General features: G+C 58.0%; 15 protein-coding genes. All 15 read left to right on the top strand.

Annotated features, from left to right (window positions below; translation table 11 throughout):
* The first annotated feature begins 7 nt into the window (after positions 1 to 7).
* The 15 genes from purH to rplL all read left to right on the top strand — a co-directional run bounded on the left by purH (position 8) and on the right by rplL (position 13,714).
* Positions 8 to 1,588, top strand: a complete 1,581-nt coding sequence (purH, locus tag IU397_RS13040; RefSeq protein ID WP_204414208.1) for a bifunctional phosphoribosylaminoimidazolecarboxamide formyltransferase/IMP cyclohydrolase — start codon at positions 8 to 10, stop codon at positions 1,586 to 1,588.
* 1 nt (position 1,589) lies between these two features.
* Positions 1,590 to 2,057 (top strand): signal peptidase II, encoded by a 468-nt coding sequence (gene lspA, locus IU397_RS13035; protein WP_204414206.1) that lies wholly within the window; start codon positions 1,590 to 1,592, stop codon positions 2,055 to 2,057.
* A gap of 53 nt (positions 2,058 to 2,110) precedes the next feature.
* Positions 2,111 to 2,656, top strand: a complete 546-nt coding sequence (locus IU397_RS13030) for a DUF3035 domain-containing protein (protein WP_204414204.1) — start codon at positions 2,111 to 2,113, stop codon at positions 2,654 to 2,656.
* Positions 2,657 to 2,737: 81 nt separating this feature from the next.
* Complete coding sequence (locus tag IU397_RS13025) at positions 2,738 to 4,087, top strand: pitrilysin family protein (protein WP_204414202.1); 1,350 nt, start codon at positions 2,738 to 2,740, stop codon at positions 4,085 to 4,087.
* Positions 4,084 to 5,397, top strand: coding sequence for a pitrilysin family protein (locus tag IU397_RS13020; protein ID WP_204414200.1), 1,314 nt, complete (start codon positions 4,084 to 4,086; stop codon positions 5,395 to 5,397). Before IU397_RS13025 ends, IU397_RS13020 begins: the two co-directional genes overlap by 4 nt.
* Before the next feature lie 66 nt (positions 5,398 to 5,463).
* Positions 5,464 to 6,381, top strand: a complete 918-nt coding sequence (gene truB / locus IU397_RS13015) for a tRNA pseudouridine(55) synthase TruB (protein ID WP_204414198.1) — start codon at positions 5,464 to 5,466, stop codon at positions 6,379 to 6,381.
* Positions 6,378 to 6,929: a DUF1643 domain-containing protein gene (locus IU397_RS13010; protein WP_204414196.1), complete on the top strand. Its 552-nt coding sequence runs from the start codon at positions 6,378 to 6,380 to the stop codon at positions 6,927 to 6,929. Before truB ends, IU397_RS13010 begins: the two co-directional genes overlap by 4 nt.
* A gap of 16 nt (positions 6,930 to 6,945) precedes the next feature.
* Positions 6,946 to 7,839 (top strand): alpha/beta fold hydrolase, encoded by an 894-nt coding sequence (locus IU397_RS13005; RefSeq protein WP_204414194.1) that lies wholly within the window; start codon positions 6,946 to 6,948, stop codon positions 7,837 to 7,839.
* 187 nt (positions 7,840 to 8,026) lie between these two features.
* Positions 8,027 to 8,560 (top strand): transcription termination/antitermination protein NusG, encoded by a 534-nt coding sequence (gene nusG, locus IU397_RS13000; protein ID WP_204414192.1) that lies wholly within the window; start codon positions 8,027 to 8,029, stop codon positions 8,558 to 8,560.
* A gap of 134 nt (positions 8,561 to 8,694) precedes the next feature.
* Positions 8,695 to 9,123 (top strand): 50S ribosomal protein L11, encoded by a 429-nt coding sequence (rplK, locus tag IU397_RS12995; RefSeq protein WP_204414190.1) that lies wholly within the window; start codon positions 8,695 to 8,697, stop codon positions 9,121 to 9,123.
* A gap of 3 nt (positions 9,124 to 9,126) precedes the next feature.
* A complete protein-coding gene (rplA, locus tag IU397_RS12990) occupies positions 9,127 to 9,828 on the top strand; it encodes a 50S ribosomal protein L1 (RefSeq protein ID WP_204414188.1) in 702 nt (233 codons plus the stop codon).
* A gap of 463 nt (positions 9,829 to 10,291) precedes the next feature.
* Positions 10,292 to 11,320 carry an IS110 family transposase gene (locus IU397_RS12985; protein ID WP_204414186.1) on the top strand — a complete coding sequence of 343 codons (1,029 nt, stop codon included), beginning with the start codon at positions 10,292 to 10,294 and terminating at the stop codon, positions 11,318 to 11,320.
* Between the two features lie 911 nt (positions 11,321 to 12,231).
* A complete protein-coding gene (locus IU397_RS23910) occupies positions 12,232 to 12,438 on the top strand; it encodes an AraC family transcriptional regulator (protein ID WP_370541680.1) in 207 nt (68 codons plus the stop codon).
* A gap of 305 nt (positions 12,439 to 12,743) precedes the next feature.
* A complete protein-coding gene (rplJ, locus tag IU397_RS12975; RefSeq protein WP_204414182.1) occupies positions 12,744 to 13,262 on the top strand; it encodes a 50S ribosomal protein L10 in 519 nt (172 codons plus the stop codon).
* A gap of 68 nt (positions 13,263 to 13,330) precedes the next feature.
* Entirely contained in the window at positions 13,331 to 13,714 is a 384-nt protein-coding gene (gene rplL / locus IU397_RS12970; protein WP_204414180.1) for a 50S ribosomal protein L7/L12, read from the top strand.
* Positions 13,715 to 13,952: the final 238 nt, after the last annotated feature.

Genomic DNA, 13,952 nt, shown 5'->3' with positions numbered 1-13,952 from the left:
CCTGTTTATGACCCGAACACCCCTTCGCCGCGCGCTGCTATCCGTGTCCGACAAGACCGGGCTTGTGCAATTGGCACGGGGTCTGGCGGATGCGGGGGTCGAATTGTTGTCGACAGGGGGGTCGGCCGCCATGCTGCGTGACGCGGGTTTGACCGTGCGCGACGTCGCCGAGGTGACCGGATTTCCGGAGATGATGGATGGCCGGGTCAAGACGTTGCACCCCAATGTCCATGGCGGTTTGCTGGCGCAGCGCGGTGATGCCGATCATGTCGCCGCGATGGAGGCCCACGGGATTCAGCCCATCGATTTGCTGGTGGTGAACCTTTATCCGTTCGAAGATGCCGTCGCCAAAGGCAGTGATTACGACACTTGCGTTGAAAACATAGATATCGGTGGGCCCGCGATGATCCGTGCGGCGGCCAAGAACCATGGCGACGTTTGCGTCGTGGTGGATTTGGAGGATTATGAAGCGGTACTGGCTGAGGTGGCTGCGGGTGGCACAACCTTGCCATTTCGCCAGAAGATGGCGCAGATCGCCTATGGCCGAACAGCTGCCTATGATGCGGCAGTGTCCAACTGGATGGCTGGCGCGCTGGAGGAGGCGAAGCCACGCAGGCGGGCCTTTGCAGGCGTTCTGCGCCAGGAAATGCGATATGGTGAGAACCCCCACCAGGGCGCTGCATTCTACACCGATGGTTCGGCCCGGGCCGGGGTCGCCACGGCTGTACAGCACCAGGGCAAGGCGCTGAGCTATAACAATATCAACGACACCGACGCCGCGATTGAGTTGGTGGCAGAGTTCGACCCTGTGGATGGCCCGGCCTGTGCGATCATCAAGCATGCCAATCCCTGTGGGGTCGCCCTTGGCACGACGCTGTCAGAGGCGTATCGGCGGGCGTTTGACTGCGATCGGACCAGCGCCTTTGGCGGTATCATCGCCTTGAACCAGCCGCTGGACGGTGCAACTGCAGCGGCGATTACCGGTATTCTGACAGAGGTGGTTGTGGCACCCGGGGCTGATCGGGAGGCACGCGATATATTTGCAAAGAAGAAAAACCTGCGCCTGTTGACGATTGATGCTTTGCCAGACCCGCGACAGTCGTCGATTGCGATTAAGCAGGTTGCTGGAGGTTATCTGGTTCAGGATAAAGATGTCGGCCATCGCCATTTGGGTGACCTGAACGTGGTGACGCGAAAAGCGCCGGATGACGCGCAGATGGCCGATTTGCTATTTGCATGGACCGTCGCGAAACATGTGAAATCAAACGCCATCGTCTATGCCAAGGATGGTGCCACCGTTGGTATCGGGGCAGGGCAGATGAGCCGCGTTGATAGTTCGCGCATCGCCGCGCGCAAGGCGCAGGACATGGCCCATGCGCTGAGTCTGAATACGGCATTGACCAAGGGTTCGGTTGTTGCATCCGATGCATTTTTCCCGTTCGCCGATGGTTTGCTGACTGCGGCAGAAGCGGGCGCAGTGGCGGTCATTCAGCCGGGCGGATCCATGCGTGATGAAGATGTGATTGCCGCCGCAGATGACGCCGGTCTGGCGATGGTCCTGACCGGTCAGCGGCATTTCCGACACTGAGATGCGGCTTTTAGGGATCTCTGCTATTGTCGCCTTCGTGCTGGATCAGGTTACGAAATACGGGGCGATATATGGACTGGCGCTGGCCGAGGGTGATGTCGATGTGTTTCCGCCGCTGCTGGTCCTTCGCAAAGGTCTGAATACTGGCATCAACTTTGGCCTCTTGTCCGGGCTGCCCTTTGATGCGCGCTGGTTGCTGATTGGGCTGGCGGTCGTGATTTCTGCCGCTTTGGTACTCTGGGCGTCGCGCAGTTTTGACCGCCCTATCCAGTTTATCGCAGCGGGGTTTGTCGTTGGCGGTGCGCTGGGCAACGCGCTGGACCGGGTGATTCATCCCGGCGTGCTGGATTTTCTGAACATGTCCTGCTGCGGGATCTCGAACCCCTACATCTTCAATGTCGCGGATATCTTTATTTTTGCGGGAGCCATTGGCATTGCGCTGTTTACAGGCGAGAAAAAGGCGGCGTGACGCGTGGGCTCATGTGGGTTAAGACAGGCGAAGTGGTACGAATGGAGGCAGGTATGACAGTTCGGACAGGGCGTATTGTGATCGCCTTGGTCACTGCTTTGGTCGTGGCGGCCTGTGGCGGCCAGCAAGCGGATCCTGATCTTATCAATATCCGCCGAGGCCAGAACACGCCAGATGAATTTGCCATTCTGCCCACCAAACCGCTTGAGATCCCCGATAGCCTCGCCACAACCCTGCCGCCACCGACACCGGGCCAGGCCAATCGTGTTGATCCTACGCCGCAAGCCGATGCCGTTGCCGCCCTTGGCGGCAATCCCGCCAGGATCCGTGCTGGCGGCGTGCCTCGGTCAGACGGGGCGCTGTTGAACCATACTACACGGTATGGTGTACGCCCGACGATCCGCCAGGAACTGGCCGCGTCTGATCTGGAATTTCGCCGCAAACGGCAAGGTCGGGTGTTGGAACGTGTGTTCAATATTACGACCTATTACAGGGCTTACCGGGACCAATCGCTGGATAAATTCACCGAATTGGAACGTTTCCGTCGCGCCGGTATCCGTACGGTTGGCGCGCCACCCAAAGAGTCCGCCACACGCTAACACTTCTCACATCCTTGTATGATTTCTTGAAGCCGCGCCCGTGTGATGTAGCTTAAGACCGAACTGATCAGAGGAGTTGTGATGTTTGGTCCCTTTTTCCGTGCGGTTATTCTGTCCGCTGCGGTGGTTGCCCCCAACCTGACCCAAGCCGCCGAAGAAGGCGTGACAACCTTTTCTCTCGAAAACGGGATGGATGTGGTCGTAATCGCGGATGATCGCGCCCCCGTTGTTGTGCATATGGTGTGGTACCGCGTGGGCGCTGCAGATGAGGCACCCGGTCAATCCGGCATCGCCCATTTTCTGGAACATCTGCTGTTTAAGGGCACCGAAAGCCTGGCTCCAGGCGAATTCTCCGACATTGTCGAACAAAACGGCGGGTCCGATAACGCATTTACCTCCTGGGATTATACTGGATATTTCCAACGGGTCGCGGCTGACCGTTTGGATCTGATGATGAAGATGGAAGCGGACCGGATGCAGAATTTGGTTCTGACCGAAGACGTCGTGCTGCCGGAGCGGAATGTCATACTGGAAGAGCGCAACCAGCGGACGGATAACAGTGCGGGGGCCCTGTTCAATGAACAACAACGTGCCGCGCAATACATGAACCACCCTTATGGTCGGCCGATTATTGGCTGGCGTCATGAAATGGAGACGCTCAGTCTGCAAGACGCGTTGGACTTCTACGAGCTGCATTATGCGCCAAACAACGCCATTCTGGTGGTTGCGGGCGATATAACAGCTGATGAGGTGCGGGCCCTGGCCGAGACGCATTATGGCCCGATCGAAGCAAATCCTGCCATTGTGGAGCGCGCGCGCCCGTCTGAGCCGCCACAACTTGCCGAGCGTCGGTTGCGGTATTCCGATCCGCGTGTATCGCAAGATTACCTGGTACGGAGTTATCTCGCACCCGAGCGTGACCCCGGTGCGCAGGAAAAGGCAGCAGCTTTGGTTTACTTGGCCGATCTGTTGGGCGGCTCGTCCGCCACATCCGTTATGGGGCAGAAGTTGGAATTCGAAAGCCGCAACGCCGTTTACACGTCAGCGTTTTATGATGGCCTTGCCTTGGATGAGACAGCCTTTGGCCTGGTTGTCGTGCCCGTGCCGGGACGGTCGCTCGAAGAGGCGGAGCAGGATCTGGATCAAGTGCTGGCAGAGTTCATGGCGGACGGCATTGATACAGATCAATTTGAACGGATCCAGACCCAGATCAAAGCGGGGCAGATTTACGCGCTCGATAGCTTACAGGGACGGGCCAGCCGATACGGCGAAGGGCTCACCGCTGGTCTGACCGTGGAGGATGTACAGGCTTGGCCGGACGTTCTGCAGGCGGTGACGCCAGAGGATGTGATGACCGCAGCTGCCGAATTGTTTGATCGAGATCGCTCAGTGACAGGTTTTGTCACGCGCGCTCAGGAGGTGACCCAATGATCCGCATCTTTTTGATCTGTGCTGCCGTTTTGGGGGCGACCACCTCGGCCCGCGCTGCCGTGGATATTCAGGAGGTTACGTCGCCCGGCGGGATCACCGCATGGTTGGTCAATGAACCATCGATCCCATTCGTTGCACTGGAGATCCGGTTCAGCGGTGGCACATCCCTTGATGCGCCAGGCAAACGCGGTGCCGTCAATCTGATGGCGGGCCTGCTGGAAGAAGGCGCGGCTGACCTATCTGCACGGGAATTCGCCGCCAAACGAGAGGAGTTGGCCGCCAGTATTCGCTACCAGGCCTATGATGACGCCATCTCCATTTCGGCCAAATTTCTGACTGATACGTCGGATGAAGCGGTGGAACTATTGCGCGCATCATTGGTGGAGCCGTCCTTCGATGACGCGTCGATCGAGCGGGTGCGGGCCCAGGTCCTGTCCGGTATCGAAAGTGATGCAAAGGATCCCGAGGAGATCGCTGCAAACACGTTCGACAATCTCGCCTTTGGCGACCATCCCTATGGCAGCAATCCAAGCGGGACCAAGGAAAGCGTCAATGCTCTGACCCGGGACGACCTGGTTGATGCCCATGCCAGGGTCCTTGCGCGCGACCGGATATATGTCGCTGCTGTCGGTGACATTTCTGCGGAACAACTTGGGGCTATGCTAGACCAGTTGTTTGGTGAGTTGCCGGCCGAAGGCGCGCCGTTTCCGAAAACAGTTGATTTTGGTCTGACCGGCGGTATCACCGTCGTGCCATACGACACGCCGCAATCGGTCGTGACATTTGGTCAGGACGGCATCGCACGGGACGATCCTGACTTCTTTCAAGCCTATCTGCTCATGCAGGTTTTGGGCGGCGGCGGATATAAGTCCCGCCTGATGGAAGAGGTGCGGGTCAAGCGCGGGCTGACCTATGGCATTGCGGCATATCTGGCGCCCAAAGATTTTGCCAACCAGCTGCGCGGTGGCGTGTCGACCGATAACTCTCGGGTGGCCGAAACCATCGATGTCATAAAGACCGAATGGCAGAAGCTTGCCGATGACGGGCTGAGCGCGGTGGAATTGGAACGGGTGAAGACGTTCCTGACGGGGGCCTATCCCTTGCGTTTTGACGGAAATGCGCGGATCGCGAGTATTCTGGTGGGGATGCAGATGGAGGATCTCGGCCTTGACTACGTCAACACCCGCAATGCGAAGGTCGATGCGGTCACGATTGAAGAGATCGACGCCATCATCAAACGCATGATCGACCCCGAGGGTTTGCATTTTGTCGTGGTCGGCCAACCCGAGGGGCTTCCGGCCAGCAATTGATCTGCCGTTGACCGGGCCCGCGCGGCCCGGTAGCACCCTGATTTCGATGAAATGGGGAACGATGCCATGGCACGGCGGCGCAAGGGACGTGACATTTCGGGTTGGGTGATCCTGGACAAGCCAGCTGGGATCGGGTCCACGGCGCTGGTCGGCAAGGTTCGATGGGCGTTCCAGGCCCAGAAAGCGGGCCATGCCGGGACGCTTGATCCGGCAGCGACCGGTGTTTTGGCCATCGCCTTGGGCGAGGCAACGAAGGCTGTGCCATATGTGACAGATGCCATGAAGGCGTATCGTTTCACCATGCGGTTTGGGAAGGCGACATCGACCGACGATGCCGAAGGCGAAGTTGTCGCCTCAAGCGATACGCGCCCCGATGATACTGCGATCCTGAGCGCTCTGCCGCAATTTCGCGGCCAGATCATGCAAGTTCCGCCCAAAGTGTCTGCCGTGAAGGTAGATGGTGCCCGGGCCTATGATCTGGCGCGAGACCAAGAGGTTTTCGAGTTGGAGGCGCGCCCGCTTTGGGTCGAACGGCTCGACCTTGTCGAACGTCCCGATCCTGATCACGCGACGTTCGAGATGGAATGCGGCAAGGGCGGTTACGTCCGTTCGATCGCCCGCGATCTGGGCGAGGCATTGGGGGCTTTGGGTCATGTAACAACCCTACGCCGTATCTGGTCCGGCCCATTCGAGGCGGATGACGCGCTGGATCTTGACACGTTGGAGGCGCAGGCACGGACCCCGGAGATTGACGCATGGCTTCGCCCGATTGAAGAGGGTTTGTCCGATATGCCTCAACTGCGTTGTACCGCGGAAGGTGCCGTGAGGCTGCGCAACGGCAATCCCGGGATGGTGCTTGACGCTGGCGATGTTGAATATGGCGACACCGCCTGGGCCTCTTTCGAGGGGCAGCCCGTCGCCGTGGGGGTCTATCGCGCCGGGCAATTGCACCCCAAACGGGTCTTTAATTTACAACGGCCATGATCGAACGACGGCACAAGGCTGGCGGAAAGATCTCAACCGCGCGGTATTCCGAATGCGAGCGATACCGCTATGACCTAACACGCCGTTGGTCCGATGGACCGGGCCTAACTTATATCATGCTGAACCCGTCCAAGGCGACGGAACTGGCCAATGATCCGACGATCGAGCGCTGCGAGAGGCGGGCCGTCGCCTTGGGCTTTGCCGCATTTCGGGTCTGCAACCTTTTTGCATGGCGGGAAACCGATCCTGCCGCATTGCGCCGCGCGGAACATCCCGTGGGAACGGATAATGACGCCGTCTTGATGGAAGCCGCCCGTTGGGGGGATGTGATCCTGTGTGGATGGGGCGTGCATGGTGTGCATCTGGGGGCGGGCAGCCGGGTCGCCGATTTGTTGCGGTCGACTTTTGAATTGCATCATCTGGGATTGACCAAGGATGGCCATCCTCGCCATCCGCTATACGTACCTTATCGCCAGCGGCCCATTCTTTGGGATATCCCGCAAAGGGATGTGCGTTTGCCCGCGCAATCTGACAGGATTGAACAATAGCAGGGGAGCGGCACGCATGGCATTGTCTGGGTTTGATCATCAAATGGTTGATACGGGTGCCGTCCGCCTATCGGTCCATCGGGGTGGTGCAGGCGTTCCATTGATATTGCTGCACGGATATCCGCAGAACCATCACTGTTGGGCCAAGGTCGCGCCGCACTTTGCTGAGCGTTTCGACGTGATCGTTCCGGATTTGCGCGGTTACGGGGAGAGCGATGCGCCCCCGGATGACAGTGATCATACTGTCTATGCCAAGCGGACCATGGCGCAGGATATTGTAGGCTTGATGGATGCGCTGAATCTGGAGCAGGCCCATGTGCTCGGACATGATCGCGGTGGACGGGTGGCGTACCGGATGGCTCTGGATCACCCTAGCCGTGTGTCACGGCTAGGGATTGTTGAAATTGCGACAACGGCGGATTACTGGGCCAATTGGCATGCAAGTTTGGCGATGAAGGCGTATCACTGGACCTTTCTTGCCCAGCCTTCACCCTTGCCAGAGCGGATGATCGGAGCGGATCCAACTGGATACATCGATTGGACGCTTGCCAGTTGGACAGGACACGGAACTTTATCGGATTTCCCGGAGCCGTCTTTGATCAGCTACCGGGCACAGGCCGAGGATCCCACTCGCTTGCACGCCATGTGTGCCGATTACCGGGCTGGGGCGAGCACCGACTGGCGGATCGATGAAGAGGATCAGGCAGCGGGTCGAAAATTGCCGATGCCGATTTGTTTTCTGGCTGCGGAGGATGGGTTTCCGATGCGGACGGGCGATCCTGCCGAGATGTGGCGCGCTTGGGCAGATGACCTTACTACGGCCACATGTCAATCCGGTCATTTCATCATGGAAGAAAATCCGGACGCGGTTGTAAAAACGTTTCTGCCATTTTTCTTGGCGGCGCGGTAACGATGCAAAAGCCGCATCCGCTCTTGTCAACGCACGGTCATGACAGTAATACCCGTGCACTTTCAACGATATTGGCGTGCAACGAACCGAGTCGCACGCCGATTTTTGTTGGTGGGGTGGCCACGCGCTGCTGATATCGATGAAATCCCGGCGCGTGATGCGTCGATCTGGGAAGGCTGTAGGCAAGATGGCGAAGCGGTGGTATTCGATTAGCGTCCTCTCGAACTTTGAGAAGAAGATCGCTGAACAAATCCGCACGGATGTGATCGCTGCCGGTCTGGAAGATGAGATCGAAGAGGTTCTGGTACCCACCGAAGAGGTGATCGAGGTTCGGCGCGGCAAGAAGGTAACGGCTGAGCGACGGTTCATGCCAGGCTACGTGCTGGTTCGTATGGAGATGTCGGACAAGGGGTACCACCTTATCAACTCGATTAACCGCGTAACGGGGTTTTTGGGTCCGCAGGGTCGTCCGATGCCCATGCGCGATGCCGAAGTGAACCAGATCCTGAACCGGGTGGAAGAAGGTGCCGAAGCGCCGCGCTCATTGATCACCTATCAAGTGGGCGAGCAGGTCACTGTAACGGACGGGCCCTTTGAAGGTTTCGCCGGTATGGTTGAAGACGTCGATGACGACAACCAGCGCCTGAAGGTCACCGTGTCGATCTTTGGCCGTGCTACACCTGTTGAATTGGAATTCACCCAGGTTTCGAAAGAGACCTGAGCGAGGGGTGGGTTGAAAACCTACCTCACGGCAGGCTTTGCCTGTCGCAAATCCGTGGGAGGGGTCACCCAGACCACGGCAATTTGACCGAGAGGCCATGCGCCTTGGGGTCATTGACATGAAGGAGAGGCCAGATGGCCAAGAAAGTTGCCGGCTCGATGAAGCTGCAAGTGCCCGCCGGGCAAGCCAACCCGTCGCCACCCGTAGGCCCTGCCCTGGGTCAGCGCGGGATCAATATCATGGAATTCTGCAAGGCGTTTAACGCCAAGACTCAGGATATGGAGCCTGGTGCGCCATGCCCGACCGTGATCACCTACTACGTGGACAAGTCGTTCACTATGGATATCAAAACGCCACCTGCGTCTTATTTCATCAAAAAGGCGGCGAAGTTGAAATCCGGTTCAAACACACCAGGCCGTGCAGTGGCTGGTAGCGTGACCGCGGCGCAGGTGCGTGAGATCGCGGAAGCAAAGATGAAAGACCTGAGCGCGAATGACATCGAGGCTGCGATGCAGATCATCCTGGGTTCTGCCCGGTCGATGGGTATCGAGGTGAAAGGATAAGTCATGGCAAAGCTTGGAAAACGCACGAAAGCGGCCCGCGCTGCATTTGAAGGCAAGTCGGATGTCACCGTCGAAGAGGCTGTGGCCTTGGTCAAGGGTAACGCCAAGGCGAAATTTGACGAAACTGTCGAGATTTCGTTGAACCTGGGCGTTGACCCCCGCCATGCGGACCAGATGGTTCGCGGTAATGTCACGCTGCCCAACGGCACAGGCAAAGCCATGCGGGTTGCGGTTTTTGCCCGTGGCGACAAGGCTGATGAAGCCAAGGCCGCCGGTGCAGACATCGTGGGTGCCGAAGACCTGATGGAGACCATTCAGGCCGGTACGATCGAGTTTGATCGCTGCATCGCAACACCCGATATGATGCCCATCGTCGGGCGCCTGGGTAAGATCTTGGGCCCACGTAATCTGATGCCAAACCCCAAGGTTGGTACTGTGACGCCGGATGTGACCGCTGCCGTCACCGCCGCGAAAGGTGGTGAAGTTCAGTTCAAGGCTGAGAAAGCTGGCGTGGTCCATGCCGGTATTGGCAAGGCAAGCTTTGACGAGGCCAAGCTGGTCGAGAATGTGCGCGCCTTTTGCGACGCTGTGGCCCGGGCCAAGCCATCGGGTGCCAAAGGCTCCTACATGAAGAAAGTGGCGCTCAGCTCAACCATGGGGCCTGGTGTTTCGATTGCGGTAGATAGCGCAACCGGCGGAAGCTGATCCTGTTTGCATCTCAAGGCAGGGCGGTCCTTGGGGCCGCCCTTTTCTGTTAGCCATTATATTGTTGGCTAATACACCGCTCCTCAGCCGTATGGCGTATCGGTAGGTATGGTCGCTTTCGAAGGGTTCGGATCGATCAAGGGCGGTCCATTCAGCGGGAGGACCACCGCGAATACCGTACCTTTATCTCCCGTTCGGCCATGGCGAAGATATCCCCATATCCCGCGCGAGGGTTCGCACGGTTGGCAGACCTAGCCCGGTTGATTTGGGGGCGTGCGGATTGGCACATTGGTGCCGATGAATGGTGTTTTCGATGCTTGGGCCATCATCTTTCACGGCCAATGTAAGACGTGTGTCCAGAGATGCTGTAACGGGGCCTGCGTCACGCACCGCCGTTACCACTGGTCAGATCAGCGCCGGGCTGTCGCCATTCGCGTATTGAAATCAAATGGAGGATGACGGGATGAAGCTTTTTGTAGGATTGGATGTGTCGCTGGCGAAAACAGCAGTGTGCTTGGTCAGCGAGCATGGTCAGATCTTCAAAGAGTCGGAGACTGAAAGCGAACCGGAGACTCTAGCGCGCTGGCTGGAAGACTTGGACGGCCATGTCGCGGCGATCGGCCTGGGGGCCGGGCCGCTGTCGCAATGGCTACACCGTGGCTTGGTCGAGGCTGGCCTGGAGACGGTGCTCATGGAAACGCGGCAGGTGAAGGGCGCTCTGAAGGCGATGCCGATCAAGACGGATCGACGAGATGCCGAGGGAATTGCCCGCCTTCTTCACCTCGGTTGGTTCCGTCCAGTTCACTGCAAGTCGGTCTCCGCGCAGGAAACGCGCGCGGTGCTCGGTGCCCGAAAGGCCATCCAGCAAAACATGATCGCCTTGGAAATGTCGTTGCGAGGACTGCTGCGGAACTTCGGCTTGAAGGTTGGCGCGATCTCTCGCGGTAAGTTTGAGGCCCGCATCCGGGAGTTGGCAGAAGGCAACCTCATGCTGGAAATCGCTACAGCACCAATACTGCGTGCCAGAGCCTCCTTGCGGCAAGAGCTTGCGGGCCTTGAAAAACAGGTGCGTCAGCTCGCTCAGGACGATCCGGTTTGCTGTCGCCTCATGACGATGCCGGGGATCGGTGCAGTCGTGGCATTAACGTTCCGCGCCGCCGTTGATGATCCGACGCGCTTTCGGTCTTCGAAGAGGATCGGTCCTTGGGTCGGTCTGACCCCTTCGCGCAACCAGTCGGGCGAACGAGATGTGTCTGGAGGCATTACAAAGGCTGGTGATTTCAATCTCAGGCGAGCTTTGTGCCAGGCCGCAACCGTCATGATGAACCGTGGCCGTTCGACTTGGCTGAGAACATGGGGCGCACAACTCGCGCAGCAGCGTGGTCGTAAAGTCGCGATGGTTGCCCTCGCACGCCGCATTGCTGTCATCCTCCATCGGATTTGGGTCGATGGCACAACCTTCCAGTCAAAAGCAGCACAAATGGTTGTCTAGCCACATTCGGATCCATCCATTGCCTGTCTGATGGCAGGCTTTCGAGGTCTCCCAGGGACGTGGTTCCGATGATGCCCTGGTCAGGACAGTCGCTGACATCTGTCAAGCACGCCTATGAGATGGGTACATCGGAACTACATCGAATCCGCATCATGTTGGCAGCCATGGCGCTGACCACGAACCGAAGCATGTACCCCAAGGATCTCTGCGCAAAGTCACGACAGCTCGCAGGATGGACGCGTAAAGTTACAGCTCAACAGCTTTGGCGGATCAATCATTCTGCGCAAAACCGCTTGACTGGTACGTCCCCGTTACCGAAGTCCTGACCCGCGATGTCACCTTAGATCCACCGCCTCCGGCGATGGCATCCAGTGCATTCGACGTCCGATTGAATAAAGCGCGAAAGGTCGCACTCGCAGCAATCTGTCCGCATAAATCGGCAGGGCAATCCACAACTAAGCTGACACTGTTTATCAACGTCATTTGATCGACAAAGTCGCAAAGGATTTTTCGGACCAGGACCATGGGCGACGACCCGGCTTGCCCGGTATTGGACAGGGTCGTGCGCGACCGACTGCGCGCATGATCCGCCGGGCACGGCCTATCACATCGGGGCTTCCGGTGGCCTCCAAGGTTTCGTCTGTTAGTCGAATGGTGCAGAGAAGATGACGAATGTCATGCGCAGCAACTGCGTGCAGAGAATGCATTTTGCATGGTCTGTCCCCATTTGCTGATCTTGGGGGTGTCAGGCCGAAGGCTTTGTAAGCTGTATATTGAAGTTGACGGGCCTTTTCAAAACCCGTCGAAACTCTTCGCCATAATTCAGCTTTCTATATTGAAAATGAAGAGCTTGATGATTTTTTTACCAAACGTGCCTAATCAATTAGACATGTCAGTTGAGCTGTTCCGTGATGATCGGGAGGCCGCGCGCATCCTTGATATGGGCATCATTCGCCTATCGGTCCGGGTTACGCAGGGCGACTGGACACTCCCCGCATCGTCACGTCATCCAGCACAGCAGCATGACATTGGCCAACATTGCCGTCGCCGTCGGCATTTCGTCCCAATCACATCCGACAACGGCCTTTCGGACGCAGCTTGGGATCACGCCGGGCTGATATGGAGGGGAGTCTGGAGATCGAGGGTCCGTAAACCAAGTTAACGCTTCACATTCATGACGAGCACCGGTATACGCCCATTCTCTGATGGTGGCCCGGTTTTCCGGTGTCATCATTTGATTCGTCCGAGACGGTGGGTGGCTTCGCCATAATTCCTGCCCGAGACGGGACCAACCAGTTTCCTAGAGGCCCGCAGGGTTCTACGGGGGCGATTGTGGCGGACCCGTAAGGACCCGATGCCGGGCCTTTTGTAAGTGGCCCGGTGACACGAGCCGGGGATATTCCCCATTGATTGGAGTGAAACTGTGGATAGAGCCCAGAAAGAGAAGTTGGTCGACGAGCTCGGCCAGATCTTTGAAAGCTCTGGCGTCGTTGTGGTTGCCCATTACGAAGGTCTCACGGTTGCCGAGATGCAGGATCTCAGGGGTCGCGCGCGCGATGCTGGGGGATCTGTGCGTGTTGCCAAAAACAGGCTCGCCAAAATCGCCCTGGATGGAAAACCTTGCGCCTCTATCGCAGAATTCCTGACGGGTATGACCGTTCTGACCTATTCCGAGGATCCCGTGGCAGCAGCCAAGGTGGCCGAGGATTTCGCCAAAGATAACAAGAAGTTTGAAATTCTTGGCGGCGCAATGGGTGAGAACGCGTTGGACCGGGCCGGTGTGGAAGCCGTGTCGAAGATGCCGTCGCGCGAGGAGCTTATTGCTTCGATCGCCGGTTGCATCGGCGCACCCGCTTCGAACATTGCCGGGGCCGTTGGCGCACCTGCGAGCAACATCGCGAGCATTCTCAGCACCATCGAGGAGCGCGCCGAGGCTGCGTGACATCATGAGGCCGACGTGGGGTTGTACCACACGCGTTGGAACACATCTTAGGAAACGGAAACAGACAAATGGCTGATCTGAAAAAACTGGCGGAAGAGATCGTTGGACTGACGCTTCTCGAAGCACAAGAACTGAAGACAATCCTTAAAGACGAATACGGCATTGAGCCCGCCGCTGGTGGCGCGGTGATGATGGCTGGTCCGGCTGGCGGCGACGCTGGCGGTGCAGCTGCCGAAGAGCAGACCGAATTTGATGTGATCCTGAAGTCGCCCGGCGCCTCCAAGATCAACGTCATTAAGGAGGTCCGCGCGATCACCGGTCTTGGCCTGAAAGAAGCCAAGGAGCTGGTTGAAGCCGGTGGTAAGGCCGTCAAGGAGCAGGCTTCGAAGGAAGAAGCTGAAGAGATCAAAGGCAAGCTGGAAGCAGCTGGCGCCGAGGTTGAACTCAAGTAAGCGGCAGCTTGCTGAATAAATTGGCAGGAAGCGGACAAGGTCCGTTTCCTGCCAGCCTTGTCTTAGAAAGGGCTTTGCAGGCATCTGCACAAAGCCCTTTCTAAGGCGCGGTTACAGGATCGGGAGCAATCGGTGGGACGGTTGCACGAATAGATCCAGACCCCCTTTATTCGTGAGCCACGCGTGGCCCCCTGTCCCAAGGGCCACATGCGGCAACAGGCGAAAGGTGAACAGACCC

It is taken from the genome of Actibacterium sp. 188UL27-1 (genome assembly GCF_016901225.1).
Taxonomy (GTDB): Bacteria; Pseudomonadota; Alphaproteobacteria; order Rhodobacterales; family Rhodobacteraceae; genus 188UL27-1.
The sequence above is the reverse complement of the archived record's forward strand: the minus strand, read 5'-3'. Positions and strand labels throughout refer to the sequence as shown.

Coding starts and splice junctions, on each gene's coding strand:
- purH (WP_204414208.1), top strand. CDS start 8: ATGACCCGAACACCCCTTCGCCGCGCGCTGCTATCCGTGTCCGACAAG.
- lspA (WP_204414206.1), top strand. CDS start 1,590: ATGCGGCTTTTAGGGATCTCTGCTATTGTCGCCTTCGTGCTGGATCAG.
- IU397_RS13030 (WP_204414204.1), top strand. CDS start 2,111: ATGACAGTTCGGACAGGGCGTATTGTGATCGCCTTGGTCACTGCTTTG.
- IU397_RS13025 (WP_204414202.1), top strand. CDS start 2,738: ATGTTTGGTCCCTTTTTCCGTGCGGTTATTCTGTCCGCTGCGGTGGTT.
- IU397_RS13020 (WP_204414200.1), top strand. CDS start 4,084: ATGATCCGCATCTTTTTGATCTGTGCTGCCGTTTTGGGGGCGACCACC.
- truB (WP_204414198.1), top strand. CDS start 5,464: ATGGCACGGCGGCGCAAGGGACGTGACATTTCGGGTTGGGTGATCCTG.
- IU397_RS13010 (WP_204414196.1), top strand. CDS start 6,378: ATGATCGAACGACGGCACAAGGCTGGCGGAAAGATCTCAACCGCGCGG.
- IU397_RS13005 (WP_204414194.1), top strand. CDS start 6,946: ATGGCATTGTCTGGGTTTGATCATCAAATGGTTGATACGGGTGCCGTC.
- nusG (WP_204414192.1), top strand. CDS start 8,027: ATGGCGAAGCGGTGGTATTCGATTAGCGTCCTCTCGAACTTTGAGAAG.
- rplK (WP_204414190.1), top strand. CDS start 8,695: ATGGCCAAGAAAGTTGCCGGCTCGATGAAGCTGCAAGTGCCCGCCGGG.
- rplA (WP_204414188.1), top strand. CDS start 9,127: ATGGCAAAGCTTGGAAAACGCACGAAAGCGGCCCGCGCTGCATTTGAA.
- IU397_RS12985 (WP_204414186.1), top strand. CDS start 10,292: ATGAAGCTTTTTGTAGGATTGGATGTGTCGCTGGCGAAAACAGCAGTG.
- IU397_RS23910 (WP_370541680.1), top strand. CDS start 12,232: ATGATCGGGAGGCCGCGCGCATCCTTGATATGGGCATCATTCGCCTAT.
- rplL (WP_204414180.1), top strand. CDS start 13,331: ATGGCTGATCTGAAAAAACTGGCGGAAGAGATCGTTGGACTGACGCTT.